The 24645-nt window shown below is 57.0% G+C and carries 22 protein-coding genes and 2 tRNA genes; 12 read left to right on the top strand and 12 right to left on the bottom strand.

The window, feature by feature from the left end; genetic code table 11:
- Position 1: 1 nt before the first annotated feature.
- Both ACR0EV_RS02435 and ACR0EV_RS02440 read right to left on the bottom strand, forming a co-directional pair.
- Positions 2–1051 (bottom strand): ABC transporter ATP-binding protein, encoded by a 1050-nt coding sequence (locus tag ACR0EV_RS02435; protein WP_480798638.1) that lies wholly within the window; start codon positions 1049–1051, stop codon positions 2–4.
- Positions 1052–1133: 82 nt separating this feature from the next.
- Positions 1134–2873 (bottom strand): ABC transporter substrate-binding protein, encoded by a 1740-nt coding sequence (locus ACR0EV_RS02440; protein ID WP_480798639.1) that lies wholly within the window; start codon positions 2871–2873, stop codon positions 1134–1136.
- A 243-nt stretch (positions 2874–3116) separates the two neighbouring features.
- Between ACR0EV_RS02440 and ACR0EV_RS02445 the strand changes: the two genes are divergently transcribed.
- From ACR0EV_RS02445 to ACR0EV_RS02475, 7 genes are read left to right on the top strand one after another with little or no spacing between them, the layout of a single operon-like run.
- Positions 3117–4478, top strand: coding sequence for a V-type ATP synthase subunit B (locus ACR0EV_RS02445; RefSeq protein WP_480798640.1), 1362 nt, complete (start codon positions 3117–3119; stop codon positions 4476–4478).
- Positions 4456–5061: a V-type ATP synthase subunit D gene (locus ACR0EV_RS02450; RefSeq protein WP_480798641.1), complete on the top strand. Its 606-nt coding sequence runs from the start codon at positions 4456–4458 to the stop codon at positions 5059–5061. The genes ACR0EV_RS02445 and ACR0EV_RS02450 overlap by 23 nt, the downstream gene beginning before the upstream one ends.
- On the top strand, positions 5058–6854 hold the full coding sequence (locus tag ACR0EV_RS02455) for a V-type ATP synthase subunit I (RefSeq protein WP_480798642.1): 1797 nt from the start codon (positions 5058–5060) through the stop codon (positions 6852–6854). Before ACR0EV_RS02450 ends, ACR0EV_RS02455 begins: the two co-directional genes overlap by 4 nt.
- Positions 6851–7294: an ATP synthase subunit C gene (locus ACR0EV_RS02460; RefSeq protein WP_171089197.1), complete on the top strand. Its 444-nt coding sequence runs from the start codon at positions 6851–6853 to the stop codon at positions 7292–7294. Before ACR0EV_RS02455 ends, ACR0EV_RS02460 begins: the two co-directional genes overlap by 4 nt.
- Positions 7294–7971 (top strand): hypothetical protein, encoded by a 678-nt coding sequence (locus ACR0EV_RS02465; RefSeq protein ID WP_480798643.1) that lies wholly within the window; start codon positions 7294–7296, stop codon positions 7969–7971. The genes ACR0EV_RS02460 and ACR0EV_RS02465 overlap by 1 nt, the downstream gene beginning before the upstream one ends.
- A 1-nt stretch (position 7972) precedes the next feature.
- A complete protein-coding gene (locus tag ACR0EV_RS02470; protein ID WP_480798644.1) occupies positions 7973–8665 on the top strand; it encodes a hypothetical protein in 693 nt (230 codons plus the stop codon).
- Positions 8662–10503 (top strand): V-type ATP synthase subunit A, encoded by a 1842-nt coding sequence (locus ACR0EV_RS02475; protein WP_480798645.1) that lies wholly within the window; start codon positions 8662–8664, stop codon positions 10501–10503. The genes ACR0EV_RS02470 and ACR0EV_RS02475 overlap by 4 nt, the downstream gene beginning before the upstream one ends.
- 9 nt (positions 10504–10512) lie before the next feature.
- Here ACR0EV_RS02475 and ACR0EV_RS02480 read toward each other — a convergent pair.
- The 6 genes from ACR0EV_RS02480 to ACR0EV_RS02505 all read right to left on the bottom strand — a co-directional run bounded on the left by ACR0EV_RS02480 (position 10513) and on the right by ACR0EV_RS02505 (position 15270).
- Positions 10513–10587 (bottom strand) — tRNA-Glu (locus ACR0EV_RS02480).
- Between the two features lie 24 nt (positions 10588–10611).
- Positions 10612–10686 (bottom strand) — tRNA-Glu (locus ACR0EV_RS02485).
- A 98-nt stretch (positions 10687–10784) separates the two neighbouring features.
- A complete protein-coding gene (recJ, locus tag ACR0EV_RS02490) occupies positions 10785–12527 on the bottom strand; it encodes a single-stranded-DNA-specific exonuclease RecJ (RefSeq protein WP_480798646.1) in 1743 nt (580 codons plus the stop codon).
- A 93-nt stretch (positions 12528–12620) separates the two neighbouring features.
- A complete protein-coding gene (gene glpX, locus ACR0EV_RS02495) occupies positions 12621–13604 on the bottom strand; it encodes a class II fructose-bisphosphatase (RefSeq protein WP_171089207.1) in 984 nt (327 codons plus the stop codon).
- Between the two features lie 69 nt (positions 13605–13673).
- Complete coding sequence (locus tag ACR0EV_RS02500; RefSeq protein ID WP_480798647.1) at positions 13674–14960, bottom strand: homoserine dehydrogenase; 1287 nt, start codon at positions 14958–14960, stop codon at positions 13674–13676.
- A gap of 124 nt (positions 14961–15084) precedes the next feature.
- Positions 15085–15270 (bottom strand): hypothetical protein, encoded by a 186-nt coding sequence (locus ACR0EV_RS02505; protein WP_480798648.1) that lies wholly within the window; start codon positions 15268–15270, stop codon positions 15085–15087.
- Positions 15271–15434: 164 nt separating this feature from the next.
- Between ACR0EV_RS02505 and ACR0EV_RS02510 the strand changes: the two genes are divergently transcribed.
- On the top strand, positions 15435–16022 hold the full coding sequence (locus ACR0EV_RS02510; protein ID WP_480798649.1) for a TetR/AcrR family transcriptional regulator: 588 nt from the start codon (positions 15435–15437) through the stop codon (positions 16020–16022).
- Positions 16023–16043: 21 nt separating this feature from the next.
- Here ACR0EV_RS02510 and ACR0EV_RS02515 read toward each other — a convergent pair whose 3' ends face one another.
- A complete protein-coding gene (locus tag ACR0EV_RS02515; protein WP_480798650.1) occupies positions 16044–16955 on the bottom strand; it encodes a pirin family protein in 912 nt (303 codons plus the stop codon).
- 155 nt (positions 16956–17110) lie between these two features.
- Here ACR0EV_RS02515 and ACR0EV_RS02520 point away from each other — a divergent pair, with 155 nt between their 5' ends.
- The gene (locus ACR0EV_RS02520; protein ID WP_480798651.1) at positions 17111–17590 is read left to right on the top strand and encodes a hypothetical protein; all 480 of its coding nucleotides are present in this window, start codon (positions 17111–17113) and stop codon (positions 17588–17590) included.
- Here the strand turns inward: ACR0EV_RS02520 and ACR0EV_RS02525 are convergent.
- The 3 genes from ACR0EV_RS02525 to ACR0EV_RS02535 are packed head-to-tail and all read right to left on the bottom strand — an operon-like array spanning position 17552 to position 20314.
- On the bottom strand, positions 17552–18148 hold the full coding sequence (locus ACR0EV_RS02525; RefSeq protein ID WP_480798652.1) for a TadE/TadG family type IV pilus assembly protein: 597 nt from the start codon (positions 18146–18148) through the stop codon (positions 17552–17554). The two genes, ACR0EV_RS02520 and ACR0EV_RS02525, sit on opposite strands and share 39 nt — an antisense overlap.
- A 4-nt stretch (positions 18149–18152) precedes the next feature.
- Complete coding sequence (locus ACR0EV_RS02530; RefSeq protein WP_480798653.1) at positions 18153–18689, bottom strand: TadE/TadG family type IV pilus assembly protein; 537 nt, start codon at positions 18687–18689, stop codon at positions 18153–18155.
- A complete protein-coding gene (locus ACR0EV_RS02535) occupies positions 18686–20314 on the bottom strand; it encodes a pilus assembly protein TadG-related protein (protein ID WP_480798654.1) in 1629 nt (542 codons plus the stop codon). Before ACR0EV_RS02535 ends, ACR0EV_RS02530 begins: the two co-directional genes overlap by 4 nt.
- A gap of 388 nt (positions 20315–20702) precedes the next feature.
- Here ACR0EV_RS02535 and ACR0EV_RS02540 point away from each other — a divergent pair, with 388 nt between their 5' ends.
- The 3 genes from ACR0EV_RS02540 (at position 20703) to dnaG (ending at position 24589) form a co-directional block, all read left to right on the top strand.
- On the top strand, positions 20703–22133 hold the full coding sequence (locus tag ACR0EV_RS02540; protein ID WP_171089223.1) for a Glu/Leu/Phe/Val family dehydrogenase: 1431 nt from the start codon (positions 20703–20705) through the stop codon (positions 22131–22133).
- Positions 22134–22265: 132 nt separating this feature from the next.
- Entirely contained in the window at positions 22266–22562 is a 297-nt protein-coding gene (locus ACR0EV_RS02545) for a hypothetical protein (RefSeq protein WP_171089225.1), read from the top strand.
- An 80-nt stretch (positions 22563–22642) separates the two neighbouring features.
- Positions 22643–24589 (top strand): DNA primase, encoded by a 1947-nt coding sequence (gene dnaG, locus ACR0EV_RS02550; protein WP_480798655.1) that lies wholly within the window; start codon positions 22643–22645, stop codon positions 24587–24589.
- The last annotated feature ends 56 nt before the right edge of the window (positions 24590–24645 follow it).

Below are 24645 nucleotides of genomic sequence, written 5' to 3' on the forward strand. Positions count from 1 at the left end.
GTCAGGCCACCCTTTTGCCGTCTTGGCTGAAATACCGGCAATGGGCCGGGTTCATGTAGAAACTGTGATCCTCGCCGACCTGATACGGATGCACGCCAGCAGCCAGCGAAACCCAGTCATCCGATCCGTGCCGGAAATGCGCGCTGGAGTCAGAGCCTGACAGCTCTGTCACGATCACACGGCCTGTCAGTTCCACATCTGCTTCAGATGTCCGATATGGTGTCACCCGGTGCGGGCGCACGGCGACCATGTATTCGCCATCAGCCATATCGTTAACCGTCCAGCCGCCACCTCCGGCCAGCTGCGCCTGAGCACCTGAGACGGTAATGCTCGCCACGTTGATTGGCGGGTCCGAGAAGACGCGCGCTGCGGCGATGTTTTCAGGGTTGCGGTAGATGTCTGCAGTTGGACCGAATTGGGTAACACGACCATCTTCCATCAAGGCAGTGTAACCGCCCAGCAAAAGGGCCTCTTCGGGTTCCGAGGTGGCGTAAACCACGACTGCACCGCGTCCTGCGAACAGGTCGGGCAGTTGTTCGCGCAGTTCTTCGCGCAGCTTGTAGTCAAGGTTGGCCAGCGGCTCATCCAGGAACACGGCACGGCTTTCTTTTGCGATTGCGCGGGCCAGCGCGGTGCGTTGTTGTTGCCCCCCCGAAAGCTCATGCGGGCGGCGTTGCAGCATGGGGCGCAGTTGCAGCAGGTCAGCGGCTTCTTCCACGCGGCCTTCGATCTCGGATTTCGCCATGCCAGCCACGCGCAGGGGCGAAGCGATGTTGTCGAAAACGGTCATATGCGGGTAGTTCACGAAGAATTGGTGCACCAGGCTGATCTGACGTTTTTGCGTGTTCAGCCGGGTCACGTCTTGCCCATCCATAAAGACCTTGCCCGAGGCGATCGGGTCCAGCCCGGCCATCATCTTGATCAGAGAGGTCTTGCCTGATCCCGTCGCACCGAGCAGCACGTTGAAATGGCCGGTCTGCAGCGTCAGGTTCGTAGGTTTGATATGGATAACATTGCCAACCCGTTTGGTGGCGTCTTGAAGTTCAATCATGTCCGTGAGTTCCGGTCCTTCAGTGCATTGCACTGGCATTGGGGTGGGGGTGCCTGACGCGGCACCCCCGGTTGCTTTTGGCTTACTGAGACTGCCAGCGCTGAACCAGTTCGTCATAGTTGACGGTCTGGCCTTGCGGCTTTTCGTTCTCAAGCTTGGCCTTGGGCGAACCGGCTTTTTCCAACCAGAAGGACGGATCCTGCGGCTCGTTCAGGCGCGGACCACAGCCGCCATAGACACCGGCGCTTTCATCCGCGGCCTGCATACGGGCCATGGTGATGTCCATCTCTTCTGCCAGACGGTCCATCGCCTCTTGCGGGGTGAAGGCGCCCGAGTTCACGTCACCGATCTGCTGCCACCAGATCTGGGCCAGCTTCGGATAGTCCGGCACGTTGATGCCGGTCGGCGACCACGCCACACGGTCAGGCGAGCGATAGAACTCGACCAGACCACCCAGCTTGGGTGCGCGCTCAGTGAACGACTCGTGATTGACCGAGCTGTCGCGGATGAAGGTCAGACCCACATGGGACTTCTTCACGTCAACAGTCTTGGACGTTACGAACTGAGCATAAAGCCACGCGGCCTGAGCACGATCCTCGGGGGTCGATTTCAGGAAAGTCCACGAACCCACGTCCTGGTAACCAACCTTCTGGCCTTCTTCCCAATAGGGGCCATGCGGGCTGGGCGCCATCCGCCAAAGCGGTGTGCCTTCGTCATCCACGGTGTTGTTGCCTTCGGACTTCGGCTTCACCATGTCGGCGGTAAAGGCGGTGTACCAGAAGATCTGCTGCGCCACGTTGCCTTGGCTGAGCGCAGGCAGCGACTGATAGAAGTCATAAGACGCCGCACCCGGAGGTGCATAGGCCCGCAACCACTCATCCCACTTGCGGATCGCATAGACCGCTGCTGGGCCGTTTGCTGCGCCACCGCGCGAAACGGATGCGCCAACAGGGTTACAGGTGCCCGCTTCCATGCGGATGCCCCATTCGTCGACCGGAACACCGTTCGGCTCGCCCACGTCACCGGCACCGGCCATCGACAGCCAGGCGTCGGTCATGCGCCAGCCAAGGTCAGGCGCGCGTTTGCCATAGTCCATGTGGCCGTAGATCGTCACGCCGTCGACTTCTTTCACGTCATTGGTGAAGAATTCGGCGATGTCCTCATAGGCAGACCAGTTGACCGGAACACCCAGGTCATAGCCGTATTTTTCTTTGAATGCGGCCTTGTTGGTCTCATCATCAAACCAGTCCTTGCGGAACCAATAGAGGTTCGCAAACTGCTGGTCGGGTAGCTGATACAGCTTGCCATCCGGGCCGGTTGTGAACTGAATGCCCATGAAGTCATCCAGATCCAAAGTCGGCGAAGTTGTTGCCGCCCAGTCGCCGCCCATCATGTCGGTCAGCGGATAGGCGAGTTGCAGGCGCGAGTGCGTGCCGATCAGGTCACTGTCATTGACATAGCCGTCATACAGGTTCCGACCCGTTTGCATCTGGGTCTGAACAGCCTGAACCACTTCGCCTTCACCAAGGATCTGGTGGTTGACCTTGATGCCGGTGATTTCCTCGAACGCCTTGGTCAGAACCTCGGACTCATAAGAATGGGTCGGGATGCCCTCGGACAGGACATTGATTTCCATGCCAGCATAGGGTTGTGCAGCTTCGATGAACCACTGCATCTCGGCCATCTGTTCGTCTTTCGACAGGGTTGATGGCTGGAATTCGTCGTCGATCCAACGTTGTGCTGCGGCTTCGTCGGCCCAAGCAGAACCGTGCCCCGCAATGACGGCAGCCGCCGCCACTGCGGAAAGTAGATGTCTCCGCATCTGTCTCCTCCCAAAGATTATGGTTTCCGGCGGTAACCGGATGCCAGACAGCATCAGCGATTTGTCGCGCATGTGTCAAACTAAATTTTTAGTAATTGATGCTCGGGCATCCGAGAGCGGGTGGAATCGAACTCATTTGCCAAATTGTGAATTCGTTGTAAGCTGGGATTGTTATTACAAAAATTGCCGGTGAACGATGCGGCGCTGATTGCAAAAAGCAACTTGGACCAGCGAGGATGCGTAATGTCCCGAAGCCTGTTGAAGTACACACGTGTTCTGGAAATTGTGGGGGATACGATCAAGGTTCGGGTGCCGGTCGAGGGCGATCGAAACCCAGCGGTTCGGTTCAACGACCTTGCGGTGATAGAGACCGTAGATGGCCGTAAAACATTGGCGCAGGCGATCTTCATCGACCGGGATGTTGTGACGCTTCAGGTGTTTTCAGGCACTAAAGGAATCTCGACCGAAGCGACGGCGACCTTTCTGGGACACCCGATGCAAACGCCGTATTCGGCGAACATTCTGGGGCGTGTTTTTGATGGCGCGGGTGTGCCGATAGACGGTGGACCAGATCTGTCTTCTGAACCCCGAATCGACATTGGCGGACCGACCGTGAACCCGGCAGAACGTGCGGTTCCCAACAAGATGATCCGCACCGATGTGCCGATGATCGATGTGTTCAACACGCTGGTCGAAAGCCAGAAAATCCCGATCTTCTCGGTCTCAGGTGAGCCATTCAACGCCTTCCTCAGCCGAATCGGTATCCAGGCGGATGCAGATATTGTCGTCTTTGGCGGGTTGGGTCTGATTTTTGACGACTACCATACATTCCGTACGTCGTTCGAGGATGCGGGTGTGTTCTCGCGCACTGTGATGTTCGTCAATCAGGCGATGGATCCTCTGGTCGAGCGGCTGTTGGTCCCTGACATGGCCTTGGCGGTGGCCGAGAAATTCGCGGTGGAAGAGGGCAAGCGCGTGCTCGTTCTGCTGACCGACATGACAGCTTTTGCCGATGCAATGAAAGAGGTTGGTATCAGTCAGGAACGCGTGCCCTCGCAGCGTGGTTATATGGGCGATCTCTATTCGCAGCTGGCACGCAGGTACGAGAAAGCCTGCGATTATGCCAAGGGTGGATCGGTCACTGTTCTGACCGTCACAACGATGCCCGGCAACGACGTGACCCATCCGGTGCCGGACAACACAGGTTACATTACCGAAGGCCAGTTCTATCTGCACTCTGGCGTGATTGATCCGTTCGGCAGCCTGTCGCGCCTCAAGCAGAACGTGATCGGTAAAACGACGCGCGAAGATCACGGGCAGATCATGAATACGATGATCCGTTTCTATTCGGAAAGCCGCGATGCCGCGCAAAAGCAGGCGATGGCATTTGATCTGTCTGATTACGACCATCAGTTGCTGAAGTTTGGCGCCCTGTTTCGGTCGCGGTTCATGGACATCAACGTCTCGATCCCACTTGAAGACGCGTTGGATTTGGGCTGGAAAACACTGGCCGAGTGTTTTGCTCAGGAACAGTTGCTGATGAAGCAGGCATTGATCGACAAGTATTTCCCAAAGGATGCTAATGGCGCGGTTGCAGCTGAATAAATCGTCGCTGGCCCGCCAGCAGACGCAGCTGAAAAGCTATGAGCGGTTCCTGCCGTCGCTGGACCTGAAGCGTCAGCAGTTGATGGCCGAACGGGTGAAGGCGCGCGAGGACGTCAAACGCCTTGAGCATGAGGTGAAGGCCCTAGCGCAGCAGGTGGGCGAAAAGCTTCCTATGTTGGCCCAGCAGGGTATCGATCTGGACGGGTTGGTTGAGCTTAAGGATTACAAGGTCAAAGAGGTCAACGTGGTTGGCGTCAAGATGCCTGAGCTTGACCGGATTGAAGTTGTCGTGCGCCCCTATTCGGTACTGGCCAAACCTCATTGGGTTGATGCCGCTGCACAGTTGTTGCACGACATGATCGAAGCGCGCCTGCGGGTCAAAATCGCCGAGGAACGCGTGCGGATTTTCGACAAGGCGGTGGCCACGATTACCCAGCGGGTCAACTTGTTCGAAAAAGTTCTGATCCCCCGTGCCAAGGCCAATATCAAGAAGATCCGCATCTATCTGAGTGACGAACAGATGCAGGCGGTCGTGCGGTCAAAAATCTCCAAACGCAAACACGCGCGAGAGGTTTTGACATGAGCGTCGCGCGATTGAAGAAGATGTCTCTGGTCGGGCCTGCAGCGCACAAGGCGGATACGCTTGAGGCGCTGCAAGACCTAGGCTGTATGCATGTTCTGCCTCTTGTTCCGCCACCAAATGAACCTGAAAAGATCAGCGAGCGTAGTGCAAGAGAAGCGTATAAAACGTTGCGTTTCCTCGCAGAAGTTCCCGAGCCTCGACGCCAGATTCAGCGAGACCCCGAATTTGACATGGACCGTTTTGTGCATGAGGTGACTGACCTCATGCAACACACTCGGGAAACGATGGACCGGCGGGATTTTCTGGCGCATCGTATCGCCCAAGTGCGACCGTGGGGTGATCTGGACTTCCCGCCAACGGATGTTTTGGCGGGCAACAGGTTGTGGTTTTATCAAGTGCCTCTGAAACATCGTGAAGCTCTGTCCGATGTCAAACTGCCTTGGGCGATTTTGGAAGAGGATCACCGGTTTCTTTACGCGGTCCTGATCGCGCCAGACGAACCCGATGATGACATTCTGCCGATCCCGCGCACGCATGTAGGCTCGTTGCCCATTCACGAGCTTGAGGCGCAACTGGAGGAAGCCGAAATCGCGCTTGAGGCGCTCGACGCTGAACGCGTGGCACAAACCCGCTATCTGACCCTGATGCGTCAGAACCTGTCCGTAGCCGAAAGCGCCGCCGAACTGGCCCATGCCACGCAAAAGGTACGCGACGAAGAGGCGATGTTTGCATTGCAGGGGTGGGTCCCTGAGGATCGGATAGACGCAGTTCTAGATATGGCGCACACCAAAGGATGTGCCGTTTTGGTCGAAGAGCCAGGGCCGGGCGACGCGCCTCCAACATTACTGGAGCAACCTGAAAACCGTAGCGCTGCTGTTGATCTGGCGCTGTTCTATCAGGTGCCCGGATATCAGGATTGGGATCCGAGTGTCATCGTCTCGGCCTCTTTCGCGATCTTTTTTGCGATGATTGTCGCGGATGCCGGATACGGCGCTGTCATCCTGCTGGGGCTGCTGGCGTTTTGGAAACGGATGGATGGCACAGCCGGTCAAAGGTCCTGGCGTCAGTTCGGGCTGATTGTCTCAGGCGCTACAATTCTCTACGGCATTTTGGTCGGCAGCTACTTTGGTGTTTCTCCATCTGCCGGCTCAATCTGGGCAAAGCTCAAGGTGCTGGATTTGAACAATTTCGGGGCCATGATGATGGTGTCGATTGTGGTTGGTGTGTTGCATCTGGTTCTGGCCAACGCATTGGCGGCCCGCGCGGCCTGGGGGCAACGCAAGGCGATTGCCAATCTGGGATGGATTGCTGCCCTGATCGGCGGATTTGTACTGTGGCTCAGCTATATGAACGGAAAATCACCTGTGCCGGGGTCGGCGATCCTGATCGCTGGTGTTCTGGCGATTTTCTTGTTTTCCAGCGAGCGGATTATCCAAAAGCCGACAGACTGGATCTGGCGTCTGATTGAGGGATTGCAAAGTCTTGCCGGAGCAATGGGTGCGTTTGGCGATGTCCTTAGCTATATGCGCCTGTTCGCGCTGGGCCTTGCTTCGGCATCGTTGGCCATCACGTTCAACGATCTGGCCGTGTCTGTCATGCAGGCGCTGAAAGGACCGGGCATACTGTTTGGACTGCTGATCCTGATCATCGGTCACGTTTTAAATTTCGCCCTCGCTATGATGAGCGGCGTCGTCCACGGCTTACGTCTGAATTACATCGAATTCTTTAAATGGGGTCTGCCGGATGAAGGCATCGTCTTTCGTCCGTTTGCCCGCAAGGAGGTTCAGGAATGAATGAGCTTGTTCTTACACTGGGTTGGCTGGGCATATACGCGCCTATGGCGTTGGGGGCTGCGGCAAGCGCCATTGGCTGTTCGATTGCGGGGATGGCCAGTATCGGGGCCATGACAGAAACCGAAGGCGGCTATGGGCGGTTCGTCGGCGTTTCGGCCTTTCCGTCCACGATGGTGATCTATGGGATTGTCATCATGTTTACCCTGAACCGCGCCGTGACGCCGGAAAACGCAGGCGGATTATTCGGCATTGGCATACTGTCCGGCATTGCGCTGATGTATTGCGGCATCTGGCAGGGCCGGGCTTGCGCCGCAGCGATCAACGCCACCAAGGAAAAGCCCGAGATTTTTGGCCTTGCGCTTGCACCGGCTGCGATCATCGAAGGCTTTGGTGTTTTTGCCTTTGTATTCGCCTTGGTCATTAGTGCGGGGATCAGCTGATGGCACAGACCGGAGCAATTTCACATGGCGTTGATGCCCTGATCGACAAGCTGCGCAACGATGGGGTTGCCGCAGGTCAGGCCGAAGCCGAGAAGCTGCGCGAAGACGCCAAAGCCGAGGCCGCGCGCATTCTGTCAGATGCCAAACGCGAAGCCGATGAGTTCAAAAAGAAAGCCCGCACAGAATCCGACAATTACCGTGCAGCGGGTGAGGAGGCGTTGAACACCGCGATGCGGGATGCCGTGTTGACCATGAAGGCCGGTTTGACAGATCGCTTCAAAGAAGACGTTGAACGCCTTGTGACCAAAGAGATGTCTGATCCTGAGCTTCTTAGGCAAATGATCCTTGAGGTTGTCGGTCGGGCTAGTGAGGGAGCCAATCTGGATGGCAAGGTTCAGGTCATTTTGCCCGCGAAGGTCGCCACGCAGGAAGACATCAAGCAAAACGCGGATGACATTCAATCCGGTAAGCTGACGAAATACGTTCTTGGACTGACCGCAAAGATGTTGCGCGAGAATGTCGAACTGCACGCGACCGATGACAGTCAGGAAGGGATCCGCGTGCGGGCGGAAGATCAGGGGGTGGTTCTGGACCTGACCGACAAGGCGGTGGCTTCGTTGTTGATGGAACATCTGCAACCCCGGTTCCGCGCCGTACTGGAAGGGGTCATCCGCTGAGATGTCAAAGCAGGACGCCTATATTGCGTTGATGTGCAGTCTTCCGGGATCGGAACGCTTGTTTGTTGCCAAACAGCCTCCGCTCTCGCGGATCAGGCTCGAGCGTCGGTTGACGGCTCTGACAGCAGAAGATGCCAAGGTCCTGAATGTGCTGGAACACACGCTAAGCTGGAGCGCGTACGACATGGATGTCACAGAGGTTCAGGCGATCCAGCGCTGTAAACAGGCGTTGAAGGACATCTCACAGCCAACCCTGCGCAAACTCCTCATGCAACGTATGGAACTCCGCTCGGTGGTTGCTGCACTGCGCCTGAGAAAACGCGGAGAACCAGCGCCTTCAGGCTCGTTCGGCGTCGGACGATGGAGCCGCCACATTCCAGCCCACTGGACTGATCCTACTTTTGGGCTGGATACCCCCATGCCGTGGCTGAAAGAGGCGCACCAATTGCTTGAAGACGAAGACCCACTTGGGCTGGAACGTCTGCTTTTGTCGATCAGCCAAAAGCAACTCAAGCGACACGCAGCTCGCCACATGTTCGATTTCGAAGCGGTCGCGATCTACGTTCTGATGTGGAACATTTTCGACCGCTGGGCGCAAAGCAGCGCCACCGAAGCGGCCAAGAGATTTGAAAAACTGGCGCAGCAGGCCATGGCCGATGTCGCCGATATTGATTTTGAGGGAGCAAGCGCATGACAGCCCCAACCTCAGCTAAGCAAACCTCGACCGCACGGGTCGTCTCGGTTCAGGAAGGGCTTGTGCAAATACAAGCCAACCCAGACGCGACCGGTCAGCCCGGCCAGTTGGTCAAAAACGAAGTGGTGTTCATCCTGCCATCGCGCCCCGGTCCCGGAGGGCGTCAGGAACGTTTGAAAGCCGAGGTGCTGCGTGTGCGGGGCGATACCGCAGACGTACAGGTCTATGAAAGCACCGACGGTGTGGCCGTTGGCGATCCGGTTGAGCAATCGGGTCAGTTGCTGTCGGTCGAGCTGGGGCCGGGACTTCTGGGGCAGGTGTTTGACGGGTTGCAATCGCCTCTGCCCAAAGTGGCCGCCGAATTTGGTACCTTCCTGCCGCGCGGTGCAGATGTGGCACCCTTGGATGAGCTGGCGAAATGGTCCTTTACACCCTCGGTCAAGGTTGGCGATACCGTAACCGCAGGGGACAGTATCGGGACAGTGCCCGAAGGCCACTTCAGCCACAAGATCATGCTGCCGTTCAATTGGTCCGGCACGTACAAGGTGGTCTGGGTGCAAAAGGGCGCGGCCACGATCCATGACATTGTTGCACGCTTGGAAGACGAGAACGGGGGCGAGCATACTCTGACCCTGTCACAGAAATGGCCGGTTCGGCGGCCATTGCCGGAAAACATCCTGAAACGCACCTTGTCCGAGCGCCTGTATCCGACCGAGCCTGTTCTGACTTCGCAACGTCTGATCGACACCTTCTTCCCGATTGCCCGCGGCGGAACCGCATGTATTCCCGGACCGTTCGGGGCAGGCAAGACCGTATTGCAGAACCTAATCGCGCGGAACGCAAAGGTCGATATCGTGATCGTTGTGGCCTGCGGTGAACGGGCAGGGGAGGTGGTGGAAACCATCGAAGAGTTCCCGAAGATGACCGATCCAACCACGGGCGGCAGCCTGATGGACCGGACAATAATCATCTGTAACACTTCATCCATGCCGGTTGCAGCGCGCGAGGCATCTATTTTCACCGGCATTACTTTGGGCGAATACTACCGCCAGATGGGCTATGACGTGTTGCTGATCGCCGACAGCACCAGCCGATGGGCGCAAGCCATGCGGGAAACTTCGGGCAAGCTGGAGGAAATCCCCGGCGAGGAAGGGTTCCCCGCCTACCTGGAAAGCTCAATCAAAGGGTTGTACGAACGCGCAGGGGCCCTGAAAACCAATGACGGTGATCTGGGCAGCCTGACGCTGATCGGAACGGTTTCACCTGCGGGCGGCAATTTTGACGAGCCCGTCACGCAATCCACCCTGTCGACGGTCAAATGCTTCCTTGGTCTATCGTCCGAGCGTGCCTACAAACGCTTTTATCCAGCGGTTGATCCGATGCTCAGTTGGTCTCGGTACACCGACCAGTTGTCGGATTGGTACGACAAGAACGCCGAACCGGGCTGGACGGGTAAAGTGCGCGACCTGATCGCGCTGATCGAAAAGGGTGAACAGGTTGACCAGATGATGCAGGTCACGGGGGAAGAGGGCGTCACAATCGACGACTTTGTAACGCAGCAAAAAGCGCTGTTTGTTGACATGGTTTACTTGCAGCAAGACGCTTTCGACAAGGTTGATGCGACCGTTCCACTGGAGCGGCAGAAAATGACGTTCAAACTTGTCTACGATGTCACGCAATCCTCGGCGGCTTTCTCGGACAAAGCCGAAGTGCGGCAGGTGTTCACGCAGCTGACAGGGTTGATGAAGAACTTCCATTATGCAGCGGAAAACACGCCAGAATACAAATCGATCTGGACTCAGATCGAAGACCTGTGTCGCGAAAAGTTCGGAGCGTAGAGAAGGAAATGGCAGCCCGTAGGGGAATCGAACCCCTCTTTCCAGGTTGAAAACCTGGCGTCCTAACCGATAGACGAACGGGCCATTTGGTAGTGGCACAAGCACAAGTGGCAGCCCGTAGGGGAATCGAACCCCTCTTTCCAGGTTGAAAACCTGGCGTCCTAACCGATAGACGAACGGGCCACGCTGGCTTGTGGAGGGCCTTTTACGGTTTCACCGTGACCCCCGCAAGCGGAAAAATGCAGGGATGTGAAAGTTTTTTGGGCCTCTGACGCAGAGTGTCAATTGGCCTCTGCCGCATCCTCCAGCCGAAGTTGAACGGATTGTCGCCCACCCCATGTGTTCACCTCAAGCCGACCCGCAAAATGAAAGCGTGCGCCGCCGTGATTTGACAATTTCTCGCCCATTGGGCCGTCAAAGGCACCAAAGGCAATCGCGTCCAGGCCACCACCCATTCCATCGACCAGTGAAAGCTTCAGATGTGTTTCCCCCACTCGTTTGGCAAAGCGCACCTGCAGGTCCGGCAAAGCATAGCGTGGGGCAGGGGCGCTGGCCCCAAATGGCCCCGCCTGTTCAACCTGTTCGATCAGATCAACCGTTGCAGCACCGGGCATAAGCGCGCCGTCCAGTTTCAGATCGGCAGGGCCGCCCTGACCGGCACCTTGCTTGGCCAACAACTCGCTCAAGCGCTCCATCGCAGGTTCAAGCTTGTCGCGCATCACGGTAAGACCCGCTGCCATCTTGTGACCGCCCCCTTTGACCAACAGCCCTTCGGCGGCAAGGCGCTGGATCGAAGCCCCCAGATCAACACCCGAAACCGACCGGCCCGAGCCTTTGCCTTCATCCCCATCAAAGCCAATCACGATGGCCGGGCGGTTGGCGGTTTCCTTCAGGCGAGAGGCCACGATCCCGACCACACCGGGGTGCCAGCCTTCGCCTGCCGCCCACACCAATGGCGCGTCCAGGCCGCGGTCTTCTGCCTGTTCCATGGCAGCGGCGCGCACTGCGTTTTCAATGTCCCGACGTTCGGTATTCAAGGCATCCAGACGCTCGGACAAAGCTTGCGCTTCGTGCAGGGACTCTGTGCTTAGCAACCGCGCGCCCAGATCGGCCTGACCGATCCGCCCGCCCGCATTCACACGGGGACCCAGCAGAAATCCAAGATGATAGCTGTTCGGCGCGGTATCCATGCGCGAAACATCGGACAGGGCCACAAGACCGGGGCGCTGCCGCTGCGCCATGACTTTCAAGCCCTGCCGAACCAAAGCGCGATTGGCGTCGATCAGAGGTGCAACGTCAGCCACAGTGGCCAGCGCCACCAGATCCAGCATCGACATCAGATCCGGCCCCTTTACGCCGTCTTGGCGCAATCGACGCCCGGCTTCGACCAGCATCAGAAACACAACGCCCGCCGCACATAGGTATCCCAGATCGCCGCTTTCGTCCTGACGGTTGGGGTTCACGACAGCGACGCAATCTGGCAGCGTCTCACCTCCAAGGTGATGATCCAAAACGATCACGTCTGCACCCTTGGCCGCCGCAATCGGCTCGTGGCTGAGTGTTCCGCAATCGACGCATAGGATCAGGTCGTGACTGGCCGCCAGTTCCTGCATGGCAGGCACGTTGGGGCCGTACCCTTCATCGATCCGGTCCGGCACATACAGCGTCGCCTGCAAACCCATCTGGCGCAACCAGACCAGCAGCAGCGCGGCGGAGCTGCCGCCGTCGACGTCATAATCCGCAAACACTGCAATCTTCTGGCGATGCCGAACGGCATCCAAAAAGCGTGCCGCTGCAATCTCCATGTCCTTCATCGCACGCGGGTCGGGCAGCAATTCCTTGAGCTTGGGATCCAGAAAGCCGCGTGCCTCAATCGCGGGCACGCCGCGTCTGGCCAGAACCTGGCACACCGCGCGTGGCAGGTCGGTCTGTTGCGCCATCATCTCGGCGGCGCGCTCTGCCTCGGCGCTGGGGCCAACCCAACGCCGCCCTGTCAATGATTGCTCTACCCCAAGAAAACTCATCTCTCGCCTCTTATGCGCCAAGGCCGGACCCTTGCGGACCCGGCCTTTTCATCTTTTCAAAAATACTCTCGCCGAAGGCAACGGCGCAAGCCGTTACGCCTTGTCGTGCGGCCAGGTGGGCGTGCGGTAAGACATGCGGCGCACCGACCCGGTTTTCGACCGCATCAACAGCGTGGTGGTTTCAACCCAGCCCGGCTCTCGCTTGATACGCGGCAGCAGCGAACCGCCTGTGACACCGGTTGCGGCAAAGATCACATCTGCGGTCACCATCTCATCCCGCGCATAAACGCGATCCAGATCAGTGATGCCAGCCTTGGCGGCGCGGCCACGTTCGTCATCGTTGCGGAACAACAGGCGACCAAAGATCTGACCACCCATACATTTCAAGGCCGCTGCGGCCAGAACACCCTCGGGTGCACCACCTTGACCCATGTACATGTCAATGCCGGTTACTTCGCTTTCGGCACAATGCATGACACCTGCCACATCACCATCGGTAATAAGTCGGATCGATGCACCGGTTTCGCGTACTTCTGCGATCATCGCTTCATGGCGGGGGCGTTCCAGAATGCAAACCGTGATATCTGCCGGTTTGCAGTCCTTGGCCTTTGCCAAGGCTTCGACACGTTCGCGCGGGGACATGTCCAGATTAACGACGCCTTCAGGCAGGCCCGGACCAACGGCCAGCTTGTCCATGTACACGTCCGGTGCATGCAGCATGGAACCGCGTGGACCCATGGCGATCACGGTCAGCGCGTTGGGCATGTCCTTGGCGGTCAGCGTTGTGCCTTCCAGCGGGTCCAATGCGATGTCCACACCGGGGCCGTTTCCGGTGCCGACTTCTTCACCGATATACAGCATCGGCGCTTCGTCGCGTTCACCTTCACCGATCACAACAACACCGGCAATGTCCAACAGGTTCAGCTGTTCCCGCATGGCGTTTACGGCTGCCTGATCGGCGGCTTTCTCATCGCCGCGCCCCACCAGCGAGGCCGAGGCCAGTGCAGCCTGTTCCGCCACCCTTGCCAGCCCCAGAGACAGCAGGCGGTCGTTGAAATCGGTCTTGGCAGCACTCATTGTTCAGTATCCCTTGGTCAGTAAAGCCGTTTCTTCCGGCATAACTTGCGTTTCATGCAGGCCGCAAGATCAAACCTCTTCAATTCGCAACGCAACAGGCTCACCGGCGACCACATCCGTATTGCGGAAACCGTCCAGCGCGACGTTCAGAGCGGCGCGTGTGGTTTTGTGGGTGACGATCAGCACAGGTGCCGTGCTTTCGGCATGGGCATACTGGCGCATCCGGTCGATCGAAACACCAGCGTCGCCCAGAATGGCGGCCACCTTGGCCAGAGCACCCGGTTTGTCCATCAGGCCCAGCCGCAAATAGTATGGCGCAGGCAGACCCGTCACCGCCGGTTTGGCGGCCTCAAGAGATGTGGCAGGGCGGCCGAAGGTCGGGATCTGAAGACCGCGTGCCAGATCGCACACATCCCCCATCACGGCACTGGCTGTCGGGCCCTCACCCGCGCCAGGACCGCGCAAAACAACCTGTTCGACCGAGTCGCCTTCGATCACCACCATATTGGTGCCGCCCTCCAACTGACCTAACGGTGAATCGCTGGGTACGAGGCAAGGTTGCATACGTTGCTCAAGCCCGCGTGCGGTGCGCTGCGCCACGCCCAGCAGTTTGATGCGAAAGCCCATATCTTCGGCCTGATCGATATCGTCCAGGCTGATCTGCTGAATACCTTCAATCTCGATTCCGTCGAAATTCGGCTTGGTGCCAAAGGCGATCGAGGCTAGCAACGCCAGTTTATGCGCCGCGTCGATGCCGCCCACGTCCAGATTGGGGTCGGCTTCCAAATAGCCCAGTTCGGCGCACTCATCGAATAGGGCATTATACCCCTGACGCTGAGATTGCATTCGGGTCAGGATGTAGTTGCAGGTCCCGTTCATCACACCCATCACCCGGGTGATCTCGTTTCCGGCCAGACCCTCGGTGAGGGATTTGATCACCGGGATACCGCCGGCAACTGCGGCTTCAAACCGGATGACACGACCCGCAGCCTCAGCCTTTTCTGCCAACTCCTGACCGTGGATGGCCAGCAATGCTTTGTTGGCAGTGACAACATCCTTGCCACTGGCCAAAGCAGCCTCGACCGAGGCCTTGGCTGGGCCGTTTTCACCGCCCATCAACTCGACGTAAACGTCGATATCGTCGCGTTTCGCCAGCCCGACCGGATCGGTTTCCCAGGCATAGTTCGACAGGTTTACACCGCGATCTTTTTTGGGGTCCCGTGCTGATACGGCCACGATCTCAATCGGGCGGCCCGTGCGGGCTGCTAGCAAGTCTGCGTGACGGCGGACAATCTTTACGACACCGATGCCGACTGTTCCCAAGCCCGCAATTCCAAGCCGCAGTGCCTGTGTCATGTCGTATGTCCCTTTCCGCCGGATTCTAACTGTGTTCGGATGCTTGTCCGATCAGCGCTGCCTTAGCGGGTTCGGGCCAAGGGTGCAATCCGTCACCGGGTGATTGTGGGGGGAATGCCGTGCTTTAGTTGGTTTGCGCGTTTTGCAGAGCTTCTGCCTTTTGTGCCAAAGCCTGGCTGCGTTGCGTCAGGTCTTCTTCGACCGCCGCAGCTTCGCTTACTGGATCAATGGGCGCACCAAGTGTTTCCTGTAGTGGTACAAGCCGCGGGTAAGGGGCTTTTTTAACTGATGCAGGTTCGCTTCCTTCCAACTCAGGAAAATCCGCGCACCCGGCACAAAGAAGAATAAGAGGAAGTAAAGACCGCAGTTTCATTGGGCACGCTTTTGGTTTTTCGAGCCCCTTTGTGATGCACGTTTTGGAGCCTTCGATCAAGCAGGGTTCTATCTGAACAATTGTTCAGATACTGTGAAGGCATGGCACGAACTCAAGGCTCTCACTCTGACATTACCGGCCCCCGCATTCGCAAGGCTGCGCTGAGCCTGTTTGCACGTCACGGTTATGCTGCCGTTTCAATGCGACAGATTGCAAAAGAAGTCGGCGTACAGGCCGGGGCCTTGTACAATTACACGCCAGACAAGCAGAGCCTGCTGTACCGCTTGATGCGGGAACACATGCAAGAACTGCTGTCAGCATTTGGTGATTTGCAGAGTGGCAAGGATGCGCAGGAAGCGCTGCGCCGGTTCGTAGGATTTCACATCCGGTTCCATTTACAACGCCCTGATGAGGTCTTCATTGCCTACATGGAGTTGCGAAACCTCTCGCCTGAGAACTTCGCCGAAATTGAAGACCTTCGCAGACAGTACGAAAACGCGTTGGAAAGCATCCTTCACGCCGGACAGAAGGCCGGGCAGTTTGCAATACCAGACACCAAGATTGCAACGCTTGCTGTGATTGCCATGCTGAACGGTGTGATGACATGGTATCGATCCGGCGGTCGACTGTCGTTGGATGAGGTCGAGCAAATCTATTGGAACATGGTGCACAAAGCGGTGACGGCCTGACAAGGTCAGGCCGCCGTTAAGTTAGTGCGCCGGTCGAATGAACGTCCCGTTTCTGAGTTCCCGAAAGGCTTGTTCCAGCTCGGCCCGTGTGTTCATTACAATTGGACCGTGCCACGCGACCGGCTCATCAATCGGGGCGCCAGAGATCAACAAGAACCGAACGCCTTCTTGGCCCGCCTGAACCGTGATTTCATCTCCGGTGCCAAAACGGACTAGGGTTCTGTCGCCCGACATGTCGCGAATGTTGACCTCTTGCCCCGCGACCTCTTTCTCCAACAGCACACCTGTTGGTTGCGAGGCATCTGCAAAAGCGGCCTGACCCTGAAACACATACGCAAAGGCGCGACGATAGGTGTCGATCCGAAACGTCTTTTTCACACCTGCGGGGATCGAGATGTCCAGGTATTGCGGGTCCGCTGCGATACCATCCACCGGCCCGGTCTTGCCCCAGAAGTCACCGATAATAACCCGCACGGTCGTGCCGTCGTCATCGATGACCTCGGGAATGTCCTTGCTTTGAACATCCTGATAGCGCGGAGCGGTCATTTTCTGGTCCGAGGGCAGGTTGCCCCACAGCTGGAATCCGTGCATCTGTCCCGAGGTGTTTCCGTGGGGCATTTCCTGATGCAGGATACCTGATCCCGCCGTCATCCACTGCACATCGCCAGCGCCCAATGTGCCGGTATTGCCCAATGAATCGGAATGCTCAACTGATCCGGCCAGCACATAAGTGATCGTTTCGATCCCACGATGCGGATGCCAGGGAAACCCGGCCTGATAGTCCTGCGGCCGTTCATTCCGAAAATCGTCGAACAACAGGAAAGGGTCCAACTCGGACGGGTCCTGAAACCCGAATGCACGATGCAGTTTCACACCGGCCCCTTCCATCGTTGGAACGGCTCTGCGCGTTTCTAGTGTAGGTCTGAGAGACATGAGAACCTCCGTTTTGTTTGAGCAGCATGTAAACTCTGCGCTTGTGCAGTCAATTCGCGCGGAAAAACCGAACCTGTGCGAATTTGCAGATCAACCAAACCCCTGTTGTTTCCTGCGCAAAGCAGCTATCCAGAGGATCGAAACAGGAGATTTCCATGCAGGAAGAAGTGCTGGCAACGATTGAGGCATCCTCGCCCAGACGCTGGGCCGGGGTAGGGATGCTGACGACGGTTGGGGCACTGGTAACGTATGTTGCTCTGGCGTCCCCGCCTGAGCCGGTGTGGCAAGCGTTCCTGTTAGCTGTAGGTGGGGCATCGCTGTGGCTGGCGTATCGTGTTTGGCACGCGACACAAGACCGTATCGAGTTGACCCGTTCTGAATTGCGCACGGGATCAGGTCAGATCATTGCGAAAGTCGAAGACATCGAAACTGTTGATCGCGGCGTGTTCGCATTCAAACCGTCAAACGGATTTCTGGTTCGGATGCGTCACAAATCGTCAAACAAATGGGCGCCGGGTCTGTGGTGGCGACTGGGGCGCAGGGTTGGCGTGGGCGGCATGACAGCTGCCGCCGAAGCCAAGTTCATGTCAGAGGCCTTAGTCTTCCTTCTTACAGATGACCGGGGGCTTCTCTAAGTCACATGCAACCTTGCCGGCAAAGCGGGGGCTTGTGAAGATGAAGTTTTCAAATGTAATTCCGGTTGCAAAGTCCCAACCTGGTTTGAACATCGGAATGTATTCGTTCGACGTTTCCACCAAAATAATCGTGTCCTGGTCAGGCATTGGCGGCAGGCGATCTTTGAGTTCGTCGACATTGGTGTCGTCCCAGACCCAACTGTAACCGCGCGTGGTTGACCAACGCACATCGTGTCGGTCTTCAGCTGCTTCGTACCGCAACAGCGAGATTCGTACATCCACTTCGGATCGGTTGTTGATCATCCGTCCCATCAACTCTTGAAGCGAGTCGATATAGATGTCGGTCACTTCTTGCGACTCTCTCGAAATCAGGTCGCTGACGGTATAAGCCGCCTTTTGATTGGAGGCGCTCTGCCGAAACCCTTCAAATGCGGTGAAAGAGAATGTGACCGTCCAAAGCAGAAGAGGGAAGATCATCAGGGCTTCTACTGTCAGAATGCCGCTTTCATCTTCCTTGAAGGCTTGGACGCGTTTTTTCACGTTTCGCATGACAGACATGGCTTTACCGGGGCTCCTGTACGAATGCCGTCGTCGCAGTCAGAGAGTAATGACCGGATTCGTCGGGGACTTCACGCGCAATAACCGAAGTCTTGAACACCGGATCGATGCGCAGGCACGCGCGGAGGATCATCAACTCGTTCGACCCGCCGCTGTCGAACTTGAACTCATGCAGCGGATTAACCTCTTCGGTACTATCGGTGCAGTCAGGTTTTTCAGGAAGATTAATTCCTACAAACGCATTCTGCCTGATCATTTCCAGGCGCAAGTTCGCCTCGCAGTTCTGGATGCCGGAAATATCGCAGATCCGGTTTTTGATGACGTTATGATCCCATTGTGTACCGGTGTTCAGGCGAATGTCCCGCACCACCCTGTCAACGCCTTGTTCCAAAGCGCCGTGTTGCGTGGTGATGACGTTCATTTCCGCCCCAATCCCCAAAAACGCCAGGAAGAAGGGGACGATCATAACAAATTCGATCGTCGCGTTTCCGGTTTCTGATCGCTTAAAGCAGCTAAGCTTTGACTTGGTCTTGCGGATCATTGGGTCAGCCTCAGTTTGCGAATAGAGGACGCAATCGACGCAAACGCCTTTTCCAGGTTCAGCCCGCTTACGTTGTAAACATGGCTATCCGAGCTGGCGCAGGACTTGATGGTGTTCAAGCCAGTGGTAGGGGCCTCGAAAGCGATACCGTAGATGATGACACCCTTGTCTTTGGCTGCGCCGCAAATGCTGGCTGTGCGCGTGTTTTTTGTGGACGAGCCAACCGATTTCCGAAGATTCCAATACCAGTTGTTTTCATGGTTTGACTGCCAGTAGAAGTTGTTCTTGGCGTTCCACCACAGTGAGGCCCGGTTGAACAGTTCTGGATACGAAAGACGAACGGCAGTACCGACTTCTTCATTCGATGCGTTCTCGTTCGGAGGATTCCCGAACGGGTGCTCTGCTGTAACATAGGCTCCGCCGTTTTCTTCGGTATGTTGCATCCAAACCCACCGATCCGGGTCACGACGATAGCGGATGCTATACTCACCCTTACTTCCGTCAGCGCGTTCGAACTCCGGATTGAACCAGACTGCGGTCGTCCCGCTGCGGGCAGACGAATCCAACATGTACTGCGTAGTGTTTTGCCCGTCGGTCATGACGATCACGACTTTCAGAACATCCGAGTCAAAGGATTCTGGGCGGTTGGCGAATTTTGTCGGTACCTTACCCTCATTCGCGAGATCGCCGATCACCGGTTGGAAGGTCGGATCCAACATGCCGACGCCCCATTTCATGCCCACATCAATAGACGTGTTTCCGCTCGCCGTAAGGGCGTCGATGCGATTGTGGAGATATTCAACGTTGTCGGAGACAGGTGTAATCTCACTACCACTGCGCACTGGACAAACAAAATAGGCAGGAGGTTCACCATCGGTTGTGCGACCGTTCACTGTCGCACTGGTGTAGCGCCATGGGTCGAAATGAGCAGTGCGTTGATAAAAGACTGACGGGTCAAGCGTGGCAGAACTAAACTGCCCCGATGTGAAGTTCACACAGTGGGAATAATCGTGTTCCGACGTCACATTGCTGAACTTGCCCAAAATGTCCTGCCCAGCATTTACTTGCGTCGCGTAGGGCACAATTGACATTGAAATCTTGGTCTCGCCCGATTCCTCGAGCATCAGCGTGACAAATTCCTTGGCTGCGCCTCGCAGAACTTCGATCTTCGATTTTCCCGGAGTGGCAGACGATCTTGTCATTGACCCGGACATGTCCAGAACCAGCGAAATCTCGACCGAACCGATCGACTCTTCGGCGGTACTTGCCGCGACAATCCCCAGCTCTGTCACTGTACCGAACCGCAGGAAGCGCGTCGGCACGACCGCCTCTGCCGTCGCGGATACCGTTCTAGAGCCGAATCCTTCGACAACAGTAATCGTCTTTTCAAGATGGCCCAGACCGGCCTTTTGCATGTAGTCTTCCACAACCTGTTGCGGAGGAAGCTTCTGGTCCAGATCTGCGGCAGCCAGAACGGCACGGTCCAGGGTGGATTGCACGTTGGCACGGTCACGTTCATGGGTCATGATGTCCATGGACATGCCGGTGATCGCAAGCATCAGGATCAGGATGAGTAGTGTGAAGATCGTAAAAGTGCCGTCTTCCCTTTCAGCGAACGCGCGCATTTGGGAAGCCTTGCATTTCGGCATTGAGCCGTCGTTCTTAAGCGAGTGTTTAATCATTTGATGACTCCGCACCGCACATAGAATCCGTGCGACATAAAAAGAGATTTGGTATAAATTTAATTTTCAAACATGGCGTGAATTGGGCGAAAAAGGCTTGGTTTTGGCCTTTTTACGCGCAAATCGGCTATAAAACCTGCCGTCCAGACCGATCTGTCAATGAAATGAAAACAATTCGTTAAGGATTGAGCCGGTAACCCGACTCATCCGCTGACGGTGACGCATTTGTTAAGGAAATGATGAAAAAAAGTGCAATGTTTGATTGCAGCCTGACGCAACTGGTGCGACAAAAAGTCATGACGTTACGTCTGGTACCGATACGGAGGATTGTATGACCGGCATCAAAGAACCCAGCTTTCGTGAGAGTGTTGACTTGATGTTCAATAGGGCGGCGTCCCTGATGGACCTGCCGCCGGGGCTGGAGCAAAAGATCCGGGTTTGCAACGCGACCTACACCGTTCGATTTGGTGTGCGGCTCAGGGGGGAAATCCATACATTCACCGGATATCGTTCCGTGCATTCTGAACATATGGAACCCGTCAAAGGCGGTATCCGTTATGCTCTGGCAGTGAACCAGGACGAAGTCGAAGCTCTGGCTGCGCTGATGACTTATAAATGCGCGTTGGTTGAAACGCCGTTTGGCGGGTCTAAAGGCGGGTTGTGCATCGATCCCAGAAAATACGAAGAACATGAGATGGAGCAGATCACCCGGCGCTTTGCCTATGAACTGGCCAAGCGTGACCTGATCAACCCGTCTCAGAACGTTCCGGCCCCCGATATGGGAACGGGTGAGCGTGAAATGGCATGGATGGCTGACCAATATGCGCGGATGAACACCACGGACATCAACGCGCGCGCTTGTGTCACTGGTAAGCCTCTGAACGCGGGCGGCATTGCCGGACGGGTTGAGGCGACGGGACGCGGCATCCAATACGCGCTGCGCGAGTTTTTCCGTCACCCGGAAGACGTGCAGAAAGCTGGCCTGTCTGGCAAGCTGGACGGCAAGCGCGTGGTGGTGCAGGGATTGGGTAATGTGGGGTACCACGCGGCCAAGTTCCTCAGCGAACAGGATGGCTCTATCATCGTTGGCATCATCGAATGGGACGGTGCGCTGTATAATCCCGACGGCATCGACGTTGAAGCGGTCCGGCAGTGGATCGTCAAACATGGCGGGGTCAAGGATTACCCCGATGCGACCCACTCGGCCGAAGGTGGAAGCGTGCTGGAAGCGGAATGTGACATCCTGATTCCGGCGGCCTTGGAAGGTGTCATCAACCTGTCCAATGCCGAGCGGATCAAAGCGCCCTTGATCATAGAAGCCGCAAACGGGCCGGTGACGGCAGGTGCGGATGAAATCCTGCGCAAGAAAGGCACAGTGATTATCCCGGATATGTATGCCAACGCAGGTGGTGTGACCGTTTCTTACTTCGAATGGGTCAAGAACCTCAGTCATATCCGCTTTGGCCGGATGCAGCGGCGACAGGAAGAAGCGCGGCATGAGTTGATCGTGAGCGAATTGGAAAGGCTGGACCGCTATCTGGGTGATGCCTGGACGATGTCGCCTGACTTTAAGACGCAGTACCTGAAAGGGGCTGACGAGTTGGAGTTGGTTCGGTCCGGTCTGGATGACACCATGCGCATTGCTTACCAGTCGATGCGCGAGGTCTGGCACAGCCGCGACGATGTAGAGGACCTGCGCACAGCGGCCTATATCGTGGCCATTGACCGCGTGGCGAAAAGCTACCGCGCCAAAGGGCTCTGACGTCAACAGGTGGGGCAGGCGGGCTGCCCCGCTCTCAAGTTGTTCAGCGGTGGCAGGTGGCAAAAAGGATTATGGCAGCCCGAGATCCAGGCAGGTAAGCTGCGCCGAAAGAAACGAATCCGGGAGAACCCCATGTTGCGTATCGCCATCGTCGCGGCCTTGCTTGCCACCCCTTCACTGGCTCAGGACAGCGCCGAGCAAAGCTGTAAATATCAGGCCGATGTGGTGGCCGCGATCCAGAAGGCCCGGTTGGACAGGGTAAAAGAGCGCGACGTCGCACAGGCGATTGCGGACAGTTCACCGACCTGGCCCGAGAACTATAATGCGGCGATTCCGCTGATTACCCCCTGGGTTTATGAGCAAAAGATGCGCGATGTGCGCAAGAAGGATCTGGGTGCCGCGTGGTTGGAGCTGTGTCTTCAGCAATAATCCACAGTTATGCCAATTCCTTGTGGATAAGCCCGCGCCGTCCCCTTGGCGCGGGTTTTCATTTCTGGCAGGTTTGACCCATGTCTTTGTCCCCCGGATTTCTGGATGAGTTGCGCACCCGGCTAAGCCTGTCTCAGGTCGTCGGGCGCAAAGTCATATGGGATCAGCGCAAGTCCAATCAGGGCAAGGGTGATATGTGGGCCCCATGCCCGTTTCACCACGAAAAGACGGCTTCGTTCCACGTCGATGACCAAAAGGGGTTTTATTACTGCTTCGGCTGTCATGCGAAAGGCGACGCAATCAGCTTTGTAAAAGAGACCGAGAATGTCTCATTCATCGAAGCGGTAGAGATTTTGGCGCGTGAGGCTGGGATGCCTATGCCTGCCCGTGATCCCAAAGCACAGGAAAAGCAGGACCGCCGATCGCAACTGGCTGATGTGATGGAGCAGGCGGTGCAGTTCTTCCGCCTGCAGCTCAAAACAGGGGCGGGTGCGCCTGCGCGCGATTACCTTGCTGGCCGTGGTCTGGATGCACAGGCGTTGGATCGTTGGGAGATCGGCTTTGCCCCGGACGGTTGGCAGGCGCTGTGGGATCATCTGCGCGGCAAGAATGTGGCTGAGGATCAGATCCTTGGGGCGGGGCTGGCCAAGCCGTCGAGTAAGGGTAAGAAGCCTTATGACACGTTCCGCAATCGTATCATGTTCCCCATCCGCGATCCGCGTGGACGATGTATCGCGTTTGGTGGGCGGGCTATGGACCCCAATGATAACGCCAAGTACCTGAATTCGCCCGAAACCGAGCTGTTCGATAAGGGGCGCAGCCTGTACAACCATGGCCCTGCGCGGCAGGCAGCGGGGAAAGGGCAGCCGTTGATCGTGGCCGAAGGATACATGGACGTGATCGCACTGGCCGAGGCCGGATTTGGCGCGTCGGTCGCGCCCTTGGGGACTGCGATCACCGAGCATCAGTTGCAACTGCTCTGGCGCGTTTCCAACGAACCGATCATTGCGCTGGACGGCGACACGGCAGGTCTGCGCGCTGCGATGCGGGCGGTTGATCTGGCTTTGCCGCTGCTCGAAGCGGGTAAATCTCTTCGCTTTGCGCTGATGCCTGAAGGCAAAGATCCCGACGATTTGTTGCGGGCGGAAGGGGCGGGGGCTGTGCAATCAGTGCTGGAAGGCGCCATTCCGATGGTCAAATTGCTGTGGCAGCGTGAGACAGAAGGGAAAGTCTTTGACAGCCCCGAGCGCAAAGCCGCTCTGGACAAATCGCTGCGCGACAAGATCAAACTGATCCGCGACCCTTCGATCCGGTCGCATTATGGGCAAGAGATCAAGGATTTGCGCTGGCAGCTTTTCCGCCCCCAACGCCAACCACAGAACCGACAGTGGCAGCCGCGTGGCAAATGGCAGCCCCCACAGAATGCCACGCCGGGTGCGCGGGCGTCTTTCCTGGCATCGTCCGAGACCGCTGATATCCAACTGCGCGAGGCGGCCATTCTCGCCATCGCAATTCTAAACCCACAGGTCGTTGTCCAGTTCGAGCACCAGCTTGAGGACATGGAATGCCTCAACCCCGAATACGCTGCCCTGCGGGACGCCATTCTGCGTCACGCAATTGATGACCCAGACCACCTGAAAGACCACATTGTCGATTCTTTGGGCCCCCAGCCCCTTGAAAACCTGCTGGCCCTTCGCCATGTCGCAGTGATCCCCTGTGTGTACAAACCGGGCGACGTTGAAAAGGCCGAGATGACACTGGCCGAGGAACTCGCAAAGATCAAAGCGCTCCGGGGGTTGGATGCTGAGATAGCCGAAGCGGCGGAGGAATTGTCTGATCTGGCCGATGAGGCGCTGACATATCGGCTGGCGCAAGCCGCCGAAGAGCGCAACCGTACAAGCCGCAGCCAGAACGAAGACAGGGCCGTATTCGACATTGCCGACAACGGTGCGCGAATCAACCGCGACGAGAAAGACGCGTTCGAGGCAATCATGTCCGGTATCAAATTCGAGCGGAAACGCCGGTAAAGTGGTGTTTTCATAAGGCACTGGAAAAGAAAAACGGGTAAACGGGTGGCCGAATC

It is taken from the genome of Ruegeria sp. CF8, assembly GCF_056537285.1.

Coding starts and splice junctions, on each gene's coding strand:
- ACR0EV_RS02435 (WP_480798638.1), bottom strand. CDS start 1,051: ATGATTGAACTTCAAGACGCCACCAAACGGGTTGGCAATGTTATCCAT.
- ACR0EV_RS02440 (WP_480798639.1), bottom strand. CDS start 2,873: ATGCGGAGACATCTACTTTCCGCAGTGGCGGCGGCTGCCGTCATTGCG.
- ACR0EV_RS02445 (WP_480798640.1), top strand. CDS start 3,117: ATGTCCCGAAGCCTGTTGAAGTACACACGTGTTCTGGAAATTGTGGGG.
- ACR0EV_RS02450 (WP_480798641.1), top strand. CDS start 4,456: ATGGCGCGGTTGCAGCTGAATAAATCGTCGCTGGCCCGCCAGCAGACG.
- ACR0EV_RS02455 (WP_480798642.1), top strand. CDS start 5,058: ATGAGCGTCGCGCGATTGAAGAAGATGTCTCTGGTCGGGCCTGCAGCG.
- ACR0EV_RS02460 (WP_171089197.1), top strand. CDS start 6,851: ATGAATGAGCTTGTTCTTACACTGGGTTGGCTGGGCATATACGCGCCT.
- ACR0EV_RS02465 (WP_480798643.1), top strand. CDS start 7,294: ATGGCACAGACCGGAGCAATTTCACATGGCGTTGATGCCCTGATCGAC.
- ACR0EV_RS02470 (WP_480798644.1), top strand. CDS start 7,973: ATGTCAAAGCAGGACGCCTATATTGCGTTGATGTGCAGTCTTCCGGGA.
- ACR0EV_RS02475 (WP_480798645.1), top strand. CDS start 8,662: ATGACAGCCCCAACCTCAGCTAAGCAAACCTCGACCGCACGGGTCGTC.
- recJ (WP_480798646.1), bottom strand. CDS start 12,527: ATGAGTTTTCTTGGGGTAGAGCAATCATTGACAGGGCGGCGTTGGGTT.
- glpX (WP_171089207.1), bottom strand. CDS start 13,604: ATGAGTGCTGCCAAGACCGATTTCAACGACCGCCTGCTGTCTCTGGGG.
- ACR0EV_RS02500 (WP_480798647.1), bottom strand. CDS start 14,960: ATGACACAGGCACTGCGGCTTGGAATTGCGGGCTTGGGAACAGTCGGC.
- ACR0EV_RS02510 (WP_480798649.1), top strand. CDS start 15,435: ATGGCACGAACTCAAGGCTCTCACTCTGACATTACCGGCCCCCGCATT.
- ACR0EV_RS02515 (WP_480798650.1), bottom strand. CDS start 16,955: ATGTCTCTCAGACCTACACTAGAAACGCGCAGAGCCGTTCCAACGATG.
- ACR0EV_RS02520 (WP_480798651.1), top strand. CDS start 17,111: ATGCAGGAAGAAGTGCTGGCAACGATTGAGGCATCCTCGCCCAGACGC.
- ACR0EV_RS02525 (WP_480798652.1), bottom strand. CDS start 18,148: ATGTCTGTCATGCGAAACGTGAAAAAACGCGTCCAAGCCTTCAAGGAA.
- ACR0EV_RS02530 (WP_480798653.1), bottom strand. CDS start 18,689: ATGATCCGCAAGACCAAGTCAAAGCTTAGCTGCTTTAAGCGATCAGAA.
- ACR0EV_RS02535 (WP_480798654.1), bottom strand. CDS start 20,314: ATGCGCGCGTTCGCTGAAAGGGAAGACGGCACTTTTACGATCTTCACA.
- ACR0EV_RS02540 (WP_171089223.1), top strand. CDS start 20,703: ATGACCGGCATCAAAGAACCCAGCTTTCGTGAGAGTGTTGACTTGATG.
- ACR0EV_RS02545 (WP_171089225.1), top strand. CDS start 22,266: ATGTTGCGTATCGCCATCGTCGCGGCCTTGCTTGCCACCCCTTCACTG.
- dnaG (WP_480798655.1), top strand. CDS start 22,643: ATGTCTTTGTCCCCCGGATTTCTGGATGAGTTGCGCACCCGGCTAAGC.